The sequence below is a fragment of the Cylindrospermopsis curvispora GIHE-G1 genome (assembly GCF_014489415.1).
Classification (GTDB): domain Bacteria; phylum Cyanobacteriota; class Cyanobacteriia; order Cyanobacteriales; family Nostocaceae; genus Raphidiopsis; species Raphidiopsis curvispora_A.
This window is the reverse complement of sequence record NZ_CP060822.1, coordinates 2,765,055-2,783,516: the sequence shown is the minus strand read 5'-3', so window position 1 is coordinate 2,783,516 and position 18,462 is coordinate 2,765,055. Positions and strand designations below refer to the sequence as shown.

The 18,462-nt window shown below is 39.7% G+C and carries 12 protein-coding genes and 1 pseudogene; 5 read left to right on the top strand and 8 right to left on the bottom strand.

Annotated features, from left to right (window positions below; genetic code table 11):
- Window positions 1–24: 24 nt before the first annotated feature.
- Window positions 25–1,386 carry a ribosome biogenesis GTPase Der gene (gene der, locus IAR63_RS12360; RefSeq protein ID WP_187705486.1) on the top strand — a complete coding sequence of 454 codons (1,362 nt, stop codon included), beginning with the start codon at window positions 25–27 and terminating at the stop codon, window positions 1,384–1,386.
- A gap of 45 nt (window positions 1,387–1,431) precedes the next feature.
- Window positions 1,432–2,385 carry an energy-coupling factor transporter transmembrane component T family protein gene (locus tag IAR63_RS12355; RefSeq protein WP_187705485.1) on the top strand — a complete coding sequence of 318 codons (954 nt, stop codon included), beginning with the start codon at window positions 1,432–1,434 and terminating at the stop codon, window positions 2,383–2,385.
- Here the strand turns inward: IAR63_RS12355 and IAR63_RS12350 are convergent.
- The gene (locus IAR63_RS12350; RefSeq protein WP_187705484.1) at window positions 2,382–4,007 is read right to left on the bottom strand and encodes an alpha/beta hydrolase; all 1,626 of its coding nucleotides are present in this window, start codon (window positions 4,005–4,007) and stop codon (window positions 2,382–2,384) included. The genes IAR63_RS12355 and IAR63_RS12350 overlap by 4 nt on opposite strands.
- A gap of 195 nt (window positions 4,008–4,202) precedes the next feature.
- Between IAR63_RS12350 and IAR63_RS12345 the strand changes: the two genes are divergently transcribed.
- From IAR63_RS12345 to IAR63_RS12335, 3 genes are all read left to right on the top strand, one after another.
- The gene (locus IAR63_RS12345; RefSeq protein ID WP_187705483.1) at window positions 4,203–4,637 is read left to right on the top strand and encodes a hypothetical protein; all 435 of its coding nucleotides are present in this window, start codon (window positions 4,203–4,205) and stop codon (window positions 4,635–4,637) included.
- Between the two features lie 125 nt (window positions 4,638–4,762).
- Complete coding sequence (locus tag IAR63_RS12340; RefSeq protein ID WP_187705482.1) at window positions 4,763–5,989, top strand: urease accessory protein UreH domain-containing protein; 1,227 nt, start codon at window positions 4,763–4,765, stop codon at window positions 5,987–5,989.
- A 15-nt stretch (window positions 5,990–6,004) separates the two neighbouring features.
- Entirely contained in the window at window positions 6,005–6,604 is a 600-nt protein-coding gene (locus IAR63_RS12335; RefSeq protein ID WP_187705481.1) for a hypothetical protein, read from the top strand.
- Between the two features lie 58 nt (window positions 6,605–6,662).
- Here IAR63_RS12335 and IAR63_RS12330 read toward each other — a convergent pair whose 3' ends face one another.
- From IAR63_RS12330 to IAR63_RS12305, 7 genes and pseudogenes are all read right to left on the bottom strand, one after another.
- Window positions 6,663–7,139, bottom strand: coding sequence for a GUN4 domain-containing protein (locus tag IAR63_RS12330; RefSeq protein ID WP_235678257.1), 477 nt, complete (start codon window positions 7,137–7,139; stop codon window positions 6,663–6,665).
- Window positions 7,140–7,285: 146 nt separating this feature from the next.
- Window positions 7,286–8,380, bottom strand: a complete 1,095-nt coding sequence (psbA, locus tag IAR63_RS18460) for a photosystem II q(b) protein (protein ID WP_235678400.1) — start codon at window positions 8,378–8,380, stop codon at window positions 7,286–7,288.
- 126 nt (window positions 8,381–8,506) lie between these two features.
- Window positions 8,507–9,388 (bottom strand): annotated as a pseudogene (locus IAR63_RS18880) (DMT family transporter); the annotation flags it as partial.
- Between the two features lie 222 nt (window positions 9,389–9,610).
- Entirely contained in the window at window positions 9,611–11,341 is a 1,731-nt protein-coding gene (locus IAR63_RS12320) for a hypothetical protein (RefSeq protein ID WP_187705479.1), read from the bottom strand.
- A 287-nt stretch (window positions 11,342–11,628) separates the two neighbouring features.
- A complete protein-coding gene (gene htpG, locus IAR63_RS12315) occupies window positions 11,629–13,590 on the bottom strand; it encodes a molecular chaperone HtpG (protein ID WP_187705478.1) in 1,962 nt (653 codons plus the stop codon).
- 122 nt (window positions 13,591–13,712) lie between these two features.
- Entirely contained in the window at window positions 13,713–14,243 is a 531-nt protein-coding gene (locus IAR63_RS12310; RefSeq protein ID WP_187705477.1) for a GIY-YIG nuclease family protein, read from the bottom strand.
- A 73-nt stretch (window positions 14,244–14,316) separates the two neighbouring features.
- On the bottom strand, window positions 14,317–18,459 hold the full coding sequence (locus IAR63_RS12305; RefSeq protein ID WP_187705476.1) for a DNA-directed RNA polymerase subunit beta': 4,143 nt from the start codon (window positions 18,457–18,459) through the stop codon (window positions 14,317–14,319).
- Window positions 18,460–18,462 lie beyond the last annotated feature (3 nt).

The following is an 18,462-nucleotide window of genomic DNA, read 5'->3' as shown; positions in this document are numbered from 1 at the left end:
CAATCCGCATTCGGAATTGAATTTATGGCACTGCCAATTGTAGCAATTATCGGCCGCCCCAATGTGGGCAAATCTACTTTTGTGAACCGTTTAGCAGGGGATCAAACAGCAATAGTTCATGATGAACCTGGTGTAACACGAGATCGTACCTATCGTCCAGCATTTTGGCAAAATCGGGAGTTTTTGGTAGTTGATACTGGAGGTCTAGTGTTTAATGATGATACGGAATTTCTCCCCTTGATACGTCAACAAGCAATCACTGCACTTTCAGAAGCTTGCGCTGCCATATTTGTTGTAGATGGACAAGCTGGTCTAACTCCTGCAGATGAAGAAATTGCTGAATGGTTACGTCAACAGACTGTTCCCACCCTCTTAGCTGTGAACAAATGTGAATCGCCAGAGCAAGGTATTATTCAAGCTAGTGAATTTTGGGAGTTGGGATTGGGAGAACCTTATCCCATATCCGCTATTCACGGGAGTGGTACGGGTGATTTGCTAGATGAGTTGATTCAATATATTCCTCACTCTGAAAACTTACAGGAGAATACTGAAGTTAAGGTGGCTATCATTGGCCGTCCTAATGTTGGTAAATCCAGTCTATTAAATGCTTTTGTCGGTGAGGAAAGGGCAATAGTTAGTCCAATTTCTGGAACTACCAGGGATACTATTGATACGCTAATTGAACGAGAGGGACAAGCCTACCGTTTGATTGACACTGCGGGAATTAGGAAGAAGAAACATGTGGAATACGGGACGGAATTTTTCAGTATTAATCGCGCCTTTAAAGCAATCCGCCGTGCTGATGTGGTGCTATTAGTGCTGGATGCTTTGGATGGTGTCACAGAACAGGATCAAAAATTAGCTGGACGGATTATTGAAGATGGACGTGCTTGCGTAATTGTGGTCAATAAATGGGATGCTGTGGAGAAAGACTCTTATACCATATATGACCATGAAAAAAGCTTAGAGGCAAGATTACACTTTACTGAATGGGCAGACACCATATTTGTCAGTGCTATAACTGGACAAAGAGTAGAAAAAATTTTAGACCTGGTTAACAAAGCTGCTGAAGCCCATAAGCGCCGTGTCAGCACATCTGTGGTTAATGAAGTTCTCACAGACGCAGTCAGTTGGCACTCACCACCAGCTTCACGTAGTGGTAAACAGGGTAAAATTTATTATGGTACTCAGGTAAGTAGCCAACCACCTACATTTGCATTGTTTGTTAATGATGCTAAACGGTTTAATGAAAATTATAGACGTTATATAGAAAGACAGTTTCGCAAGCAATTGGGTTTTGAGGGAACACCCATCCGCATCTTATGGCGTAGCAAAAAAGTTCGAGAAATGGAAGTGGGTACTCTTAACCGAGCAACTCGTGTCTGAGACACCTTTTCATAGAAAGTTAGTTGGGAATTTAGGAATTGACAGATGGACTTATTGCGATCGCTTCCTCTAGGACTATATTTAGATGCTCCTCAAACTTGGCTACATAAATTAGATTCACGGGTAAAACTAATTTGGTTGTTAAGTTTTTTGACCAGCTATGTATTTGCCAACAACTACTGGCGTGTGTTGTTGGTATTACTGCTGATGGTTGTTACCTTAGTTGCCCGAATTCCTCTCAGGGTATGGCGTCAACAAATGGGGTGGTTATTAGTGCTATCAACTATGGTACTAGCCATTATTGCCATTAGCCCAGATGGTATGAGCATAGGTTATCAACCACGCTTACCAACAAGTGAACAAGTGTTAAGTCCAGTACCATTTGCAAAATCTGAAAATGGAACTAAATTGCCCTCACCAGCAAGGGAAAACTATGAAAAACGCCATGAATATCAGAAGTATAAGTACATACTATTTCACCAAGGTCCGGTTACAATTAGTCGGCGTTCCTTGAATTTAGCAATTAGTTTAAGTACTATTGTATTTACATTAATCTATAGCAGTAACTTATACTTGTTAACAACTGCACCAGAGGAGATAACATCAGGTATAGAGAGCTTAATGCAGCCTTTAAAAAAGTTGCAGGTTCCCGTCACAGAAATTACCCTCACACTAACCCTATCATTGCGATTTATTCCCCTGGTTTTAGAAGAGATTCAAAATTTGATCCGTTCTGTAATGACAAGGGCGATCAACTGGAAAAAACTGGGACTAAAAGGGGGTACAAGAGTCTGGTTAGTTGTCATGGAAAGACTACTAGAAAACCTCCTATTAAGAGCAGAACAAATCGCAAATGCGATGACAGTGAGGGGTTTTACCAGTCCCAGCGAACACCAGGTCAAATGGCATCAACTACAATTAAAACTGCCAGATTGGTTGGCTGTGGCAGTTTTAATTGTATTTTGGGGATTAAGAATAGCTTTTGGCTCTCTTAACTAGTTTTTTTGTGTAGTATTTATACCAGAAGAGGATTTAATTAGACGAAATGGGAACAAAGGAGTAGAAGCTACCTGGGCATATTGGGGAGTGAGAAAAACATTATACTTATTGGCATCTGGTGTCAATTGTGCAGCCATAGCTAAAGTAATCGTCTTAACATAATTGCGCACATCCGCTGATTTGTCTCCTACCACTTCTCGACTGGTAATGGAGGGGTTAGTTCTACTTAAAAAAGTATTGATCACTAGGGGATCCACCACACTAAGATGGCTGGCGCCCACCGCAGCAGCTAACCACTTGGGAGATGGAATACGGTTAAAACCATTAATTTGCTCAGTCAAACTTGGGGTGACATAGTCAGCAGATGCAGTAAATACTAAGGTAGGAACTTTTATCTTTGTCAAACCAGTTTCACCAAATAATAGGGAGGAAGCTGGTTTTAGAGCTACTATTTGTTTAACCCTTTGATCTTGCAGTTGATAGTTATTTTCTGGCAATTGTCTGGCCAAGCACATAAAACTTTGAACATCACTCAATTTACCAGTGTTTTTTTCACAAGTGCTTTTGAGACTGGCAATTTGTAGTTCCCCACCAGCTAATGCTAATGCTGTGGTTCCACCCAGGGAGTAACCAACAACCATGACCTTATTAGTGGCTAATTTTCCCCGTAAAGAATTATTGGGATTCTGGTTTAATTTTGCCAACTCATCCAAGACAAAACTTACATCTTGGGGAAGAGCTAAAAATTCTTGAGGGTTCAAGCCAACTTTACTTTTATTGCCAAAAAAATTACTGCTAGGACTTTGTAAAGCTGCAACTGTATAACCATAAGAAGCAAGATGTTGGGCTAGATATTGCAGGTCTGTACCCACTAAACTGGAGCTATGAGAAAAGACAATCAAGGGTTTTTCAATGTTGTTTTCATTATTGGCAGAATTTGACCGATAAATATCCACGATGATATTACGTTTACGTTTATCATCATTTAAGTTTAACTTAGATATTTCTACTTTCTCGGTTCCTGGTTGGGTGGGATCAAGGGGAATGTTGACTGATAGTTTTTGTCCATCAGTTTGGGAACCATTCATCAGCAGAAATTGCTGAGTTTGCAAAAAATCCATATTTAAAAACTTTGCCACTGTCAAAACCTCCGCTAAATTCAGTTTTAGGGTTTGACTTGGATATGCTGCAATAAAACTCAGTATAGATAACCCCTCTGGTGAACTAGCAGCTAATATTAAACCCGCTCTAACTGCTTGTACCCCTGATTGATCTTGACGACGATCAAAAACCGCTGCTATTTCATTGATTACTGTTTGACCTAATTGAGTATTCAGTAACCAATTTAAGGTCACCACATTTATGGGTATTCTAGCTCTTAGTCCTTGTACCAACCAGTTACGTTGTTCTTGGCTTAGTCTGCTAGTATAAATCTGTAGACTACCTGGCAATTGCCCAGTTTCCGTGGCTTTTTTCAGCTCCGTAAGGGAAGTTGATTCTTCCAGAAATCCATAACGTATGGTTACCTTATCTGCTCCATGAGCGGTCGGACACATTGTCAAATATGGTGTCCAGGCGATCGCACTTAATAATCCTGTAAATATGGTAACTTTATTGATCATGGTTTTTAATTACAGTTAACTATCATGGGAAATAAATTCGCCTTTGGCACTTGCTCCACCATCTAAAAATTAAGGATTTGCGTGCGTTTCGGCGATTTTACAGTGATTGTAACCTCTTCTGGTGGAAACGACTAGATTGGATAACTTTACAAAAACTTCATGTTTGTTACCTATTTGTAAGAAAATTGTATCAATATGCGTCGTTTGATTATCTATGGTTTAATTTTTATACTTTCTTGCCTAGTGATTATCTGGTGGCCGGTTAATGATTCTAATTGCAGTTTCATCACCTTGGCAAAATTAAAGAAAGACAATTTTCAAGTCACAGCTACTAAAGTTAGTGTTAGACCTTGGTTGGGTCAACATCATATATATGGAATATTTCAAGTCCCCGATTCGTATAAAGAAAGTCAGTTTTTTATGTTATCTATTCCCGGAGGTCGTCAATACTGCGCTCGTCCTTTCGGATACAGTGAAAATTACGATGATGTATTTGCTCAACCTGGAAATATTCTCATTAGATACTATGTGCCCACTCGTATTGGTACAAAAATGATTTTTCAAGGGCTATTTTTTGAATTAAACAATCCTCAAAACTGGAGCTTGACCTTTCCCATAAAAACATCCTAGGAATAGTAACCAAGAATAAGTTTTACAGCTTGTCTTTTGACAAAATTACCAACCTGATTCCAACATACTAAGTATGTTCAAATCAACATCATCACCTAACTACTCAGGGATTGAGAACTTTACTTATGTTGGACTTAGTGCTAATTACTATCCTGGGTTTTCTGGGGAGCTTTGGTCACTGTATTGGCATGTGTGGACCTTTAGCAATAGCTTTTTCTTTTTCTTACCCGGAGAAAATACAATCCTGGCAACGACAGGTACAATTTCACATTCTTTTAAATTTAGGGAGAGTATTCAGCTATGCTCTAGTTGGCACTGCTATAGGCTTACTTGGTTCCGCATTGGTGCAAGGTGGACAATTAGGAGGAGTTGGTAGTGATTTACGTAGATGGATAGCAATAATTACTGGAGTGATGTTGATCTGGATAGGATTGACACAGGTCAAACCACATTTAATACCTAAAATTCCCATTTTTCACCCTTTATTACAAAATAGTTTACATAATCGGTTAAGTGCTGTAATGGTCAATCTATCATTACATACAAAATGGTGGACACCAGCACTTTTAGGTATGACCTGGGGGCTAATGCCCTGTGGTTTTTTATATGCTGCTCAAATTAAAGCAGCAGCTACGGGAAATGGATGGCATGGGGCAATAACTATGTTGGCATTTGGTTTGGGTACTCTACCAACTATGTTAGGAGTAAGTATTTCCACTTCCCTAATGAGTAAAGATCAACGTAGTCAACTATTTCGCATGGGGGGGTGGGTAAGTATGATTATTGGTATAATTACCATATCCCGCACAGGGGAAACCATGGTTGACTATAGTGGTTATGCTGCCCTAATTTGCTTAATTTTGGCTTTAATCGCCCGTCCCACACGTGTTCTATTGCCAGCTCTTATACGTTATCGTCGAGGATTGGGTGTAGGAGCATTTATGCTATCTTTAGTACATACAGTTCACAAATTAGAACACTTTTTAGCATGGAATGTGTCAGCCATTTGGTTTTTACCAGTGGAATTTCAGTGGGGAATGGGTGCAGGTATTTTGGCTTTAATTTTTATGACCCCTGCTGCTTTTACAAGTTTTGACTTTATGCAAAAGTCTCTAGGTCCAAACTGGCGTCGAATCCATCTTTTGACTGTTCCAGCTTTGATATTGACTACTATTCATGCAGTTTTGATTGGTTCCACCTATTTAGGAGCTTTAAAGTTAACTATCTTTAATCAGATGGCAACCTTATTATTAGTATTCATTATACTCGCGGTTTTAATGATGCGATCGCCCTTAGTTTGGTCAATTTTTAAGTTAAAAGAATTTTATACTCCTTTAAAGCAAAAGGAATAGTTGACATTTACAGATATGATTGTTAAATCAGGTAGCTACGGATATAAAAAAATATCACTCTTGTTGTTTATACTACTAACAGCAACATTAACCAATATAGTTAAAGCTCATACGGTAAAAGTATCAAACGATATAGGAGCTACTATTCACATTGAACCCAATGATCGGGCTCGTGCTGGAGAAGTTGCACCAGTATGGTTTGCTTTAACTCAAAAAGGTGGCAAGACCGTGTCCCTAAGGGACTGTAATTGTCACTTAGCAATTTATGCCCAACCACATACACCTGGGGAACCTGCACTGCTTGAACCACCGTTAAAACCTATGAATGTGGAAAGATATGAGGGTATACCAGGCGCGGAAATTACATTTCCTAAACCAGGAGTTTATGAACTGCAACTCACGGGAAAACCAAGGACAGGAGAGAATTGGCAACCCTTTGAGTTAAAATTCGAGGTGATGGTGGCCACGGGGAAGCCAATACTAGCACAGGGACTAGAAAATACAGCCCATAAAAGCGGTCAGTCATCAAAAGGTTTAGACCTAGTTAAACCGGTGCTTATAGGGGCAATTATACTTTCATCAATAGGGATTATAGTTTTTTTGGTAAACCTATAATGTAGATATTGAGTTTAATGTCTCAACACCTGGGAGTGAAACCTTTAAAGGTTTCACTCTACATGTCTTCACAGGAGGGGAGTGATGCGATACCATATGGCAAGACGCCACCACACGGACCACCCACACACTCACCCTTAACTCCGCACACTGACCCGATAGCAGCTGGGAGTTGACCAATTGGTGCGGACAGTGAAAAATTTAAGTCTTTGTAAGAGAGCCATGATCCCAATCTTCTCCATCCTACCCTATCTGCGAAGGATTCCCATACCTTTTCATCAAATTGTTTTGTGCCGCCCAGGTTTTTATATATTTTTTGTTGGACAGATATACCAAATTTACCCTGACTATATTTTAGCCACAGATTATCAATGGCGCGCAATTCTTTACAAGGAAATTTTTCTGCATCTTCTTCTCTTAAATAACCTTCCCTTTCTCTGTTAGCTACTTCTACTATTACTCTATTTGTTTCTAAATCTGCTTCTTTAAAGTCTTGAGCTTTTAATAGGTTTTCTAATTTTGTGTATCTGTTCATTTTTGCCACTCCATTTTGTTCGACAGCATAAGATGTAAATTTTATTTTAAGGATACTTTAAATATACTGCCTACTACCTTTAAGTTTGGATCCCAGATTGCTCTGATAGCCTAATAAACTTATCTGCATCATCAGGATTATCTATATCAACCCAGTCTTGGTGTTGCATATCTGCCAGATGAATTAGCAACAGGAATAACAACACCCGTAGAAAGGTCTAAGGGAAAGTTCTGAGCGTTAGGCTCATGCATTACTTGTATACCCAGGTTAGCGCGGTTGATCACATCAGCCCAAGTACTGATAACAGGACCAGTAGAATCAATCACAGACTGGTTGAATTTAAAACCATTCAAGTTGAACGCCATTGTGATGACACCCAATGTGGTAAACCAGATACCTATGACAGGCCAAACTGCTAACCAGAAATGCAGAGAACGGCTATTCTTGAAGGGAGTATATCGGAAGATGAGGCGACCCAAGTAACTGTGAGCAGCTACGATATTGTATATTTCTTCTTCGTGACCGAACTTGTAACCGTTGTTTTGCGATTCGTTTACAGTGTTTTCACGTACCAAGGAGGAAGTTACCAAGCTTCCGTGTATTGCAGAAAAGAAAGAACCACCGAATACACCAGCTACACCTAACATATGGAAGGGATGCATCAAGATGTTGTGTTCTGCTTGGAATATGATCATGAAGTTAAAGGTTCCAGATATACCCAAAGGCATACCATCACAGAAGGAACCTTGACCAATGGGGTAAATTAAAAAGACTGCGATAGCTGCTGCTACAGGAGCAGAAAATGCTAGGCAAATCCAAGGACGCATACCTAAGCGGTAGGACAATTCCCACTCACGACCGAGGTAGCATAATACGCCAATTAAAAAGTGGAAAATTACCAATTGGTATGGTCCACCGTTATACAGCCACTCATCTAAGGAAGCAGCTTCCCAAATGGGGTAGAAGTGTAGGCCTATAGCGTTAGAGGAAGGAACAACTGCACCAGAGATGATGTTATTTCTGTAGAGTAAGGAACCTGCTACTGGTTCGTGCATACCATCAATGTCTACAGGAGGAGCAGCGATGAAGGCGATGACGAAACAGGTGGTTGCAACTAGGAGGGTGGGAATCATCAGGACACCGAACCAACCAATGTATAGACGCTTGTTGGTGCTGGTAATCCAGTTACAGAACTGCTCCCATGTATTAGCCATTTGACACGAATGTAATATGGCTCTCATAGACTTATGATTGCGGTTAAATTTTTTATATAAATTTTCCCAAGCGGTATTTAAAATATTATCTCCTATAATCATAAAAATTCCTAATATTGTTATCACAACTCCTATGAATTGATTTATTTCTAATTGTTCATTTAAAATTGTATGGGCAGCTAGTAAAGTGATTGCTGGACCAATCATACTAATAATTGCCGACTGTGAAGAGCCAATACGCTTTATACCTTCAAATAAAATAAAGAAAGGTATAACAGTACAAAAAACTGCAATTATAGTAGTATAATAGTATTCATTAAAATTAAAATTGAATTCCGGCCATACACCAAAGCATAAAGCGTATACACATAAGCATAAAAATGTAAATGTATTAGAAATAGTTGTGAATTTAATAGAACCTATGGATTTAATAATAGATTGGCTTTTAATGAGATAAAGTGCATAGGAACTAGCTGCCATAATTGCCCAAACACTACCTTCAAGATTGTTGATGAATATAGACCATTTGCTGGTAATTCCCACAATTATACCAATTCCAGTATAAGTAATTATAAAAGCACCTAAATGATTTTTGGCAGGTAATTTACGGCTGGCTATTGCAGTAAAGATGAGAATCATAGCAGGATAAGTAAAGAAAATAACTCGCTCGACACTAACATCAAGCAACGATATTCCTGTTAAGTCTGTTAGTATAGATAAAAAATATAAAAAACCTGTCAAAAAGCACTCTATAAGATGTTTTAGTTTTATGGGAATATTATTACGTCGTTGGACTGCAAAAAACCCTAGCCAAAATAATGGTGCAGATATTGCATTTCGTAATAACAATAATGCAATAACACTGATACCTTCTTCAAAAGCAAGTTTTACAAAAATTCCTTTCAAGGCAAATGCAGATGCGGCAATAATAACAAGCAATACTCCAACGACTTTAAAATTGAACGAATACTCAGTCTTATCATGCTTTTTTTGATGTTCTTCATTATTAATAAAGTCTTCGTTTTTGTTTTTCATTGCTTCGCTTAATGGTTCTGGTGATTAGTTTTTATAAATATAAAATACTGGTTGTATTAGGGATAAAAAATATGTAGATTGGATTTTTTCAAGCAAATCTACAAATATTCTTCACCGAACCGAGCAGTATTAAGATGGAATATTTAACAGAGAAATGATGTCACTCTTCGTATCGAATTCAATAATAAATAAAAATGAGATATAACCTGAGTGACTCGTTTCCTAAACTAATTGTGCTGTTTTATCTGAACTATTAAATTGTGCTTCAGTTACTGCCAAATCAAATTTAAGAGTGATTAGCTCCTGTGATAACACTGGTAGGCTAGTATATTGTGCTAGAGCTTCTATAATTGTGATGTCTTGCTGACATGCTATGGTAATCAGATCACTCACACCTTGTTTTATTTGTCTGTATACAATTTCATGCCCTAAACGCTTATAATAGGCAGGTGTTTCTTCACATTCCATCGCTTTGGTGATACCCCCATTTGTCGTTACTCTAAAAAATATTTCTACTTTAGAATTCCCAGCTCCACCTGGAGTCATCGTTTGACCTGGGAAGGTGATAATACCTCTAAGCTTGAGATTTCTTGCTATTATCACTCCCCTATCACCAGAAGGAAGTGACCAGTTTTCTGACAGCAATAATGTTGAATTATCTGGAATAGCGTTAAGGTTGGAATTCTCCAGTGCTTTGCCAAATGTAGTTGTAATAATTACTCTAGGTCTTCCATTTTTGCCTAAAGCTTCATCAGTGAATTTTCCAGGCTCTGCGGGGACAACATCCCAACTAACAGGAATTCTCTGGTACTCTTCACCATTCATACGGTATCTCTCGTTTTCTAAAATAGGAACGAGTTTTTCTTTTGTTTCAGTGTCTATCTTGATAGATTTGGTATAGTCATAAGCGATATCTGACACTAATACATTATTAAATCCTTGCTCTGCTAGTCGTGTAGCTAAGTCAGACCCCATTGCGCCTGCAGAGCCAATAAGCGATATGGGAAGATTCTTATCAGAAGCATCGAATAACCCATACTCACTAGCTGCATCAAACCCACCTAAAAGTCCAGTGACTGTATAGGCTGCTTTACCACCTCCACCACCAACAGATGCATCAACACCCAAAACTTGGGGTGTATGTTCGTGTGCATAATCAGCCAATTTTTTATTTGGGCCAAAATCAGGCGTAATAAATAAGGCTCCAGCAGGTATGTAAGAGTTTTCTTCTACAATATCTCCCTTGTTATCTACTTTCGTAGCCCCTCTCCGTCCGTTCAGAAATGCTCCTACTTGCTCAAAAATCATAGTGTACACTTCATACGCCTGTGGATGATTTGCATTCACAATAATCTCGTGGATTTCGTGATTATTTGCTAGAATTACTGCTCTACCACCTTGAAATTCCAGCCTCATAAAATCTCTGGAAAACTGGTAGCCATCAGGAATATCTGTTTGTGCTTCATTTTGAGCTTTCAAATATTTTAAAATTCTACCTTCCGCTGAAATTAATTCATCCAATGCACCCTTACGAGTAGCTGTACTCAGGTAATTGTGTTTGACATGACTTTCATAAAATGCCAGCTTAACTAAGGATTTTAGCGCATTGAGACGGCTTTGTTTGTCGTCACCTTTTACTGGAGGTTCTGCACGTGTACCTCCATAGGAAGAATTAAAGTTTAAAACTGGTTTTAGGTTTTTCGGATCAACTATTTTACTATTGTCAGGGTTTATAAACGCTTGAGGATTATCTACTGATTGCCGGTTAACAGCCAAAAAAACTGTGGCAACATCGGGTATCTCAATTTCATAAATGTATATATTTAGATTGATATATTCTTTAGCGTTGATGAAAAAAAGATTGGCTTCAGGCTGCATGGTGATTGACACTTGATAGATAGCCCCTTGCGCCAATTCAAAAATGAAGTGGATCAAGGTCTGACGATAATTCATAAAATATCTCAAAAGGGGTTCGATAGTCAACACATTTTCCAGGACGATTATTAACTAATTCTAAAGCTTTCTTAACTTCAGCATAACTCTTCTCCATTCTTAATTATTAGTAAAACATTTTCGCTATTTTCCCTTGAGGAGAAATGGGTAGGCGATCTCGCTACGCGAGATCGCCTGAACGCCAGATGAAAGGTAAAACCTTTGCAAGATACGGGGAATGAATTCCCTGTCCCCTGGAAAAATTGGCTATTGCCATGGGGAGATTGAATAGGACTATTAACGAGTATTTAACTTGCTGAAGTTAACTTAGTTAACACCTCGTTAGAACGTTCAACAAAGGACTTCATTCCTTCTGCATCAAAACCTTTTTGAGACATCAATGCCAAATCATAAACGTGCTGACAAATCATTTTCACCAATTTTCCTGTTGGTGATTCACCACTACCTTGAATAATGCTACCTTGATTCAAGCTAACCAGGTTTTGAATCAAAGGATGGGCCGTATTCACCAACAAAATGTGATCTTCAGGAAAATCGGCATTTTGTTGTTGCATCATGGCATTCATTTCCCGTAGACGACGAAGAATTTCTGGTAATAACACTATTGCTGGTGGTGTCCCTTGAGGATCATCAGATTTCAATGCTTCGGTCCGAATATTTACCTTGGGTTTGTTGAGAGATTTCTCAAATAGCTCCTTGATGGTTTCACTTTTGGTTTTCTGTGTTGTCGGGTCTACAATTTCCCCCGATTTATCATCTAATAATGTGTTATCTAGGTCAGAATCTACCCTGGTAAATTTAACATCCTGATATTCCCTTTCTAGAAAATTAATAAAGTGAGTATCAATGAATGAGTCCATAAATAGAACTTCTAAACCTTGATTTTTGTGTAACTCTATATATGTAGCTTGGCTAGCTTCATCAGTGCTATAAAACACCTTATTTTCCTGATGCTCTTTGTTGCGCTCCAGATATTCCTTCAGGGTGGTGTAGGGCAAAGTATTGGTGTTGCTCTTGTTGACATCTTGCCAAATATCACCCTCCGCTGACTGTACCTCAACTGCTGGTTCATTTCCGGGGTTTTCAGTGAATTTAGCAGTAGTTCGGAAAACAATTATGTCTTCCACTTGTTTTTTAAATTTCTCGTCATTGAGAACTCCAAACTTAACAAAAGTCCCTAAATCCTTCCAAGCTTTGATATATTGTTCCCGATCGCTCCTGTAGAGTTCTTTTAGCCTATCACCTACCTTTTTAGCGATATAATCTCCTATTTTCTTCACCGTGCGATCGCCTTGCAATGCACTACGAGAAACGTTCAAAGGAATATCTGTACTATCAATAACACCCCGCATAGGAATCAAAAATTGGGGAATGATTTCATCACAATTATCACTAACGAAAACCTGATTACAGAACAACTTAGTTTGTCCCTTAGTCACATCCACATCAGGACGCATTTTAGGGAAATACAAAATCCCATTAATAATAAATGGATAGTCCGTATTCAAATGGACCCACAATAAAGGTTCTTCCTGAAAGGGATAAAGGTAGCGGTAAAATTCCAAATAATCTTCCTGAGTTAAACTGCTAGGAGATTCTCGCCAAGGTGCTTTTTGTTTATTCAACACCTCCCCATCCAGTTTGATGGGAACTGGCATAAAATCACAGTAGGTTTTAACCAAGTTTTTAATTCTAGCTGTCTCTAAATAATCTTCTTCATCGGGCATTAATGTTAAAGTCACCGTTGTACCACGACTATTGCGAGAAGATTCATCTAAAGTAAATTCTGGTGAACCATCACAACTCCAATGTACTGCTTGCGAACCCTCTTTGTAAGAAAGGGTATCTATCTCAACCTTCTTAGCAACCATAAAGGAAGAATAGAAGCCTAAACCAAAATGACCAATAATTGGTTGATCAGCTTTTCCTTCATACTTATGAATAAACTCTTCCGCGCTAGAAAAAGCTACTTGGTTAATATATTTTTTTACTTCTTCCCCGGTCATCCCAATACCATTATCGGAGATAGAAAGGGTTTTCTTGTCCTTGTCAATGGCAATGGTAATTTCCGGTTCCCCTATATCTCCACCATACTCCCCAGCACGGGATACCATTTTGATTTTTTGGATTGCATCTACCGCGTTAGATATGAGTTCGCGCAGGAATATCTGATGATCGGAATAGAGGGATTTCTTGATAATGGGGAAAATATTCTCAGTGTGTATACTGATAGTACCTTGTTCTAGCATGGTTATCTGTTTGACTGTTTAAAGGTAATTATGATGATCCATTTTGGACTAGAGAGCTCTTTTCCTGGGTAGGGAATTCCTCTAACTTATAATTCGGATTACACTACCATCTGGAGGTGAGGTTATTTTAAATCTAGTAAACCCTCCTCTTTCAACTTGGGGTTAAAGCGAATTTGAGTTTTTAACCCTCTTGCTGTCAACAGTTCTAATATTTCTGACTCTACTCGACGCGATACATTCTTTAACACTTTAGTCTTAGCTAAATCATCAATTAATGGATTTTGATAATTCTCTTTTTCTGTATCATTCATTAACTCTTGGACATTAATGGCATTAGTCCATATTTGCTTATGCTCACCATTACCCGGTGGTAGACTACCATTTTGGGCAATCCAGCTATTTTCAATCTCTGATAGAATTTTTCGGTCAGGACGTTCAATGGTGTGGACTTTTAACCAATAACATTTATGGGGTTGACGAACTAAATGTTGCTTACAACTGAGATAAACATCACGAGAATAACCAATGAATTGCAAAATTTTTTCCTGATTAAAAATTGCGTAAACCCCTATCTTACCTTCAAGTTGTATGGGTAATTCACCATTATGGTCAATATAATCAATAAACTCTAAATTTTCTAGGTTGGAATTCATATTACTCTAGGAATGGAGAAAGAAAAGGGGAAATAGTTCCCCCCATACGTTATGAATGGTTAAACATCAATGATTACAGATCTATATCTATATCAAAATCGTCTTCATCCTCGTCTTCGTAATCATCCTCATCTTCATCCTCATCTACACCCGTAATTACTTCATCAGTAATTAGATCTTCATCTTCATCCTCTAAAGCTGTACCATGGTTACTACCATACGTATTATCGTTATCGTAGCCATCATCATAAGTGCCATCTAGTCCAGAGCTATCTAAACTATACAGCTTGGCGGTTCGGTCATCTAAAACCATATCTAATGGATCATCTACCTCATCTAATACACTCGTAGTCACATCTGTGCCATAGTCCTCAATTGCTCCTACCTCTTCATAAGTATTATAACCAGTACCAGCGGGAATCAATCTTCCTATGATAACGTTCTCTTTTAGTCCTCTTAACCAGTCAGATTTACCCTCAATTGCTGCTTCTGTCAGCACCCTTGTGGTTTCTTGGAAGGAGGCTGCTGAAATAAAACTATCTGTATTCAATGATGCTTTAGTTATACCCAATAATACTGGTGTGTACTGGGATCTAGCACCGCCGGTAATTGACATGGCCTCATTTACCTGCTCTACCTGTTTTAATTCAACTAGTTCCCCAGGTAACATAATGGTGTCACCACCATCATCAATGCGCACTTTGTTAGTCATTTGTCGGACTATGACTTCAATGTGTTTGTCTGCAATGTCAATTCCTTGAGACTGGTATACCATTTGTACTTCATTCACTAAAAAGCTTTGCACTTTTTGTAGAGCATGACTAGCACAAGCGTAAAGTCCATCCTCAGACCCCAAACTGAAGAAGATTTCTAAAATTTCATGGGGGTTAGAAGGTCCGTCAGTTAATGGTTGACCAGCTTCCACCATGGCACCATCGGGAACGATTAAATTCTGTCCTGGTCCTAAAGGATAGTCTATTACCACACCATCAGACTCTACAACTTTGACTGAATATGCTTCCCGACTGACTAGGTTTTCATCCCCTTCCCCATAAACTACTTTTACTTCCCCAGAACGACGGGATAAAATACATGCTTCTTTGGGTTTACGAGCTTCCAACAATTCTTCAATTCTTGGTAACCCTTGGATAATATCTCCTGTTTTTGCGCGTTCAAACACCAATAGAACTAAATTATCTCCCCTTTGTACCAATCCACCGTCTTCTATTTGTAAGACTGCTCCCGGACTAACCCGATAGGGACGACCCGTGCGAATTTTCAAGAAGTATGCTGCTTGTACAAGCTGTTCTTGTTGATTGTTGTTGGGAGGTAATTGATGACTAATATCCACCAACTGTCCAGAAACGGGAGCTGTTATTCCTGGAGCAATTTCTGTGCCTTGTACTAATAGATCTCCCTTTTTCACAGTGGGTGGAAGATTAGTCTTAACGATAATCATGTCGGTATCTCTGAGAATGAGACAGCGTCGAACAGCTTCCGCACCTGGCCTTACCCCTCGTATGATTCCTCCCTCCTTGGACAGGATCTGAGTTCTTGCTACTACGGATCCAGGTGGAATGGTAATACCATCTTCTACCTCTAAGGTAGTATGAGTACTACCTTGGGTGGCATCAGCTGCCATATCTCGCCTGAGTGCCAGAGATTCCAAAATCACTAACTGCAGGCGTTGAATCTCAGGGTTTTCACTATCAGGGACTAATTCAATATCTGCTGCTAAAGGAGAAGCATGATCTTGCTCTCCATCCTGTTCAACCTCTAATACTAGTTGGGTTCTGAGTAATTCAACTCCATCTACAGCTTTTACTCGTTCCCCGTCTTTGTATGGCAACCGCTGTACCGCTCTTAATTGTATCGATCTTCCTGTTTGTTGACTAACGGAAGTAGTGGAAGGCAAATCAGGGTGGGATGAGACCTCAAATTCGACCACGGGACGACTCAAAAGAGCTGGTCCTTCAGGAGATTCCACATATTGAATGTAACGCATTTCCGTTACAGTAGTCCCTAGCAACTCCTCGCCGGGGTGAACAAAGGTATTATCTCTCCCCAGCACTGCTTCTGGATCATCTACCATCAAAAGTTCGCCGGGTTTAATGACTATTTCCCGCAGAATGTCGTTTTTCTGGGTAATTTCCACCACTCCACTGGTTTGACAGAATATATCTTTAACTACTTCTGTGCTGGCTTCCACAAATTGTCCATCTTCTACTAAAAGTAGAGAAATATCCTTATTAACTTCGTGGGTTTCTTCGGGTATCCACAACAAGGTCCCTCCAGTTACCACCTCGTAACCGAGTTTAGCTTTGCCTTTTTTCTGGACTTCAATTCCAGCAAATTTTAACATTCCTCCCGTGGTAGTGCGATATCTATCGTCAATCAATTCAGCTACAACTTGACCATTTTGTACTTTGGTCCCGGGTGTGGCCCTGAGATTAAATGTTTGAGATTGGAAAGACCCCTCACTCTCTTTGGAGATTTCTTCCTGGTGTCTCCCTCTTAGACCAGTATGAATCAAATAATTATTTTTACCTTGGGAACTATGAACTGTAACTGTTGCTTGGTCTAAAATTACGGAAGCTGTAATGATTTCAATTTCTCTGGTGGGACGACCAGGAATGGGTTCAGGTAGGCGGACTACTCCTCCATGTACGGTATTGAGTCTAGTTTCCGCCAACACCCCATTGGCAGTAATCTTATCTCCATTTTTGACTACCAACTCTGCACCGGGGGGCAAATTATAAACTTCTCCCGACAAAATCCAAATCAAACCACCTCTTGTTGCTGTGGTGGTGGTGTTTCCCTGACGGTCAGTTTTTTGTTCTGCCAAAACATCAGCAAATACTACTTCACCCGCCAAATCAGAAGCCACATCTTTAACTGCTTTTTCTGTATTAGCTTTAGTGGTTTTACCTCCTAGGGCCACTTCGGCCAGCAATTCCGACACCTCAACCCTTTGTCCCGGGACAATATATAGTGTGGAACCCTGGGTCACAGAAATTTCTTGATGCTCTTGGGTAGTACTTTCTAGGATCAAATTGCCATTGGTTTCCGCATATAAAGCATCTTCTCCATGACGAGTCCGATAGGGACGGGTCTTTAAGCTGCGGGAAAATTTGATGGTTCCTGGGATTTTGGCTCTCACCTGTTGGGCAACTTCTCCTGTAAATACCCCACCAGTGTGGAAGGTCCGCATGGTTAATTGAGTTCCGGGCTCCCCAATACTTTGAGCTGCAATAATTCCCACTGCTTCGCCCAAATCCACCATTTTGGCGTAGGCCAGGCTCCACCCGTAACAATGTTGACATACGGAACGGGCAGCTTCACAGGTTAATGGTGATCTTACTAATACTTCTTTTACTCCTGCTTTGTGGATTTCCGCTGCTAGTTCGTCGGAAATTGGTGTATTCCGGGCTGCCAAAATCTCCCCAGTTGTAGGATGAATAACATCTTTAGCTACAACTCTCCCTACTAGTCTTGTCCCTAAGGGAATTAATACTTTTGCCCCTTCTGTCATGTCCCGTACGGGTACACCTCTTAGGGTTCCACAGTCTACTTCCCTAATAATCACGTCTTGGGAAACATCCACTAACCGTCGGGTTAAATAACCTGAGTCGGCGGTTCGTAGTGCTGTGTCCACTAATCCCTTTCTCGCACCATAACTGGAGATAATGTATTCGGTAACTGTTAGTCCTTCCCGAAAATTGGTCTTAATTGGCAAGTCAATAATTTCTCCCTGGGGATCTGCCATTAGTCCGCGCATTCCCACTAGTTGTCGCACTTGGGATATGTTTCCTCTGGCTCCGGAAAAGGCCATCATATAAACTGAATTAAGAGGATTTGTAGTTTTAAAGTGATTAACTACTTCGTCTTTGAGATTTTCCGAGGTACTATTCCATGTATCAATTACTTTTTGGAAACGCTCTACTTCCGTAATTTCACCACGCTTAAATTTCGCCTCTGTACTCAAGATTTCCGCCTCAGCTGCCTGTAAAAGGGACTTCTTAGAGGGAGGAACCATTAAATCGTCTACACTAATGGATACACCGGCTTTGGTCGCAAACCGGAATCCTAGGTCTTTTAGTTTATCGGCCATCACAGCTGTCCGGGCCGTACCATAGTGGGTAAATGCCCAGGAAATTAAGTTTCTTAATTGACCTTTGTTGACAACAAGGTTACGGAAAATCATTTTTTCTGTCATGGT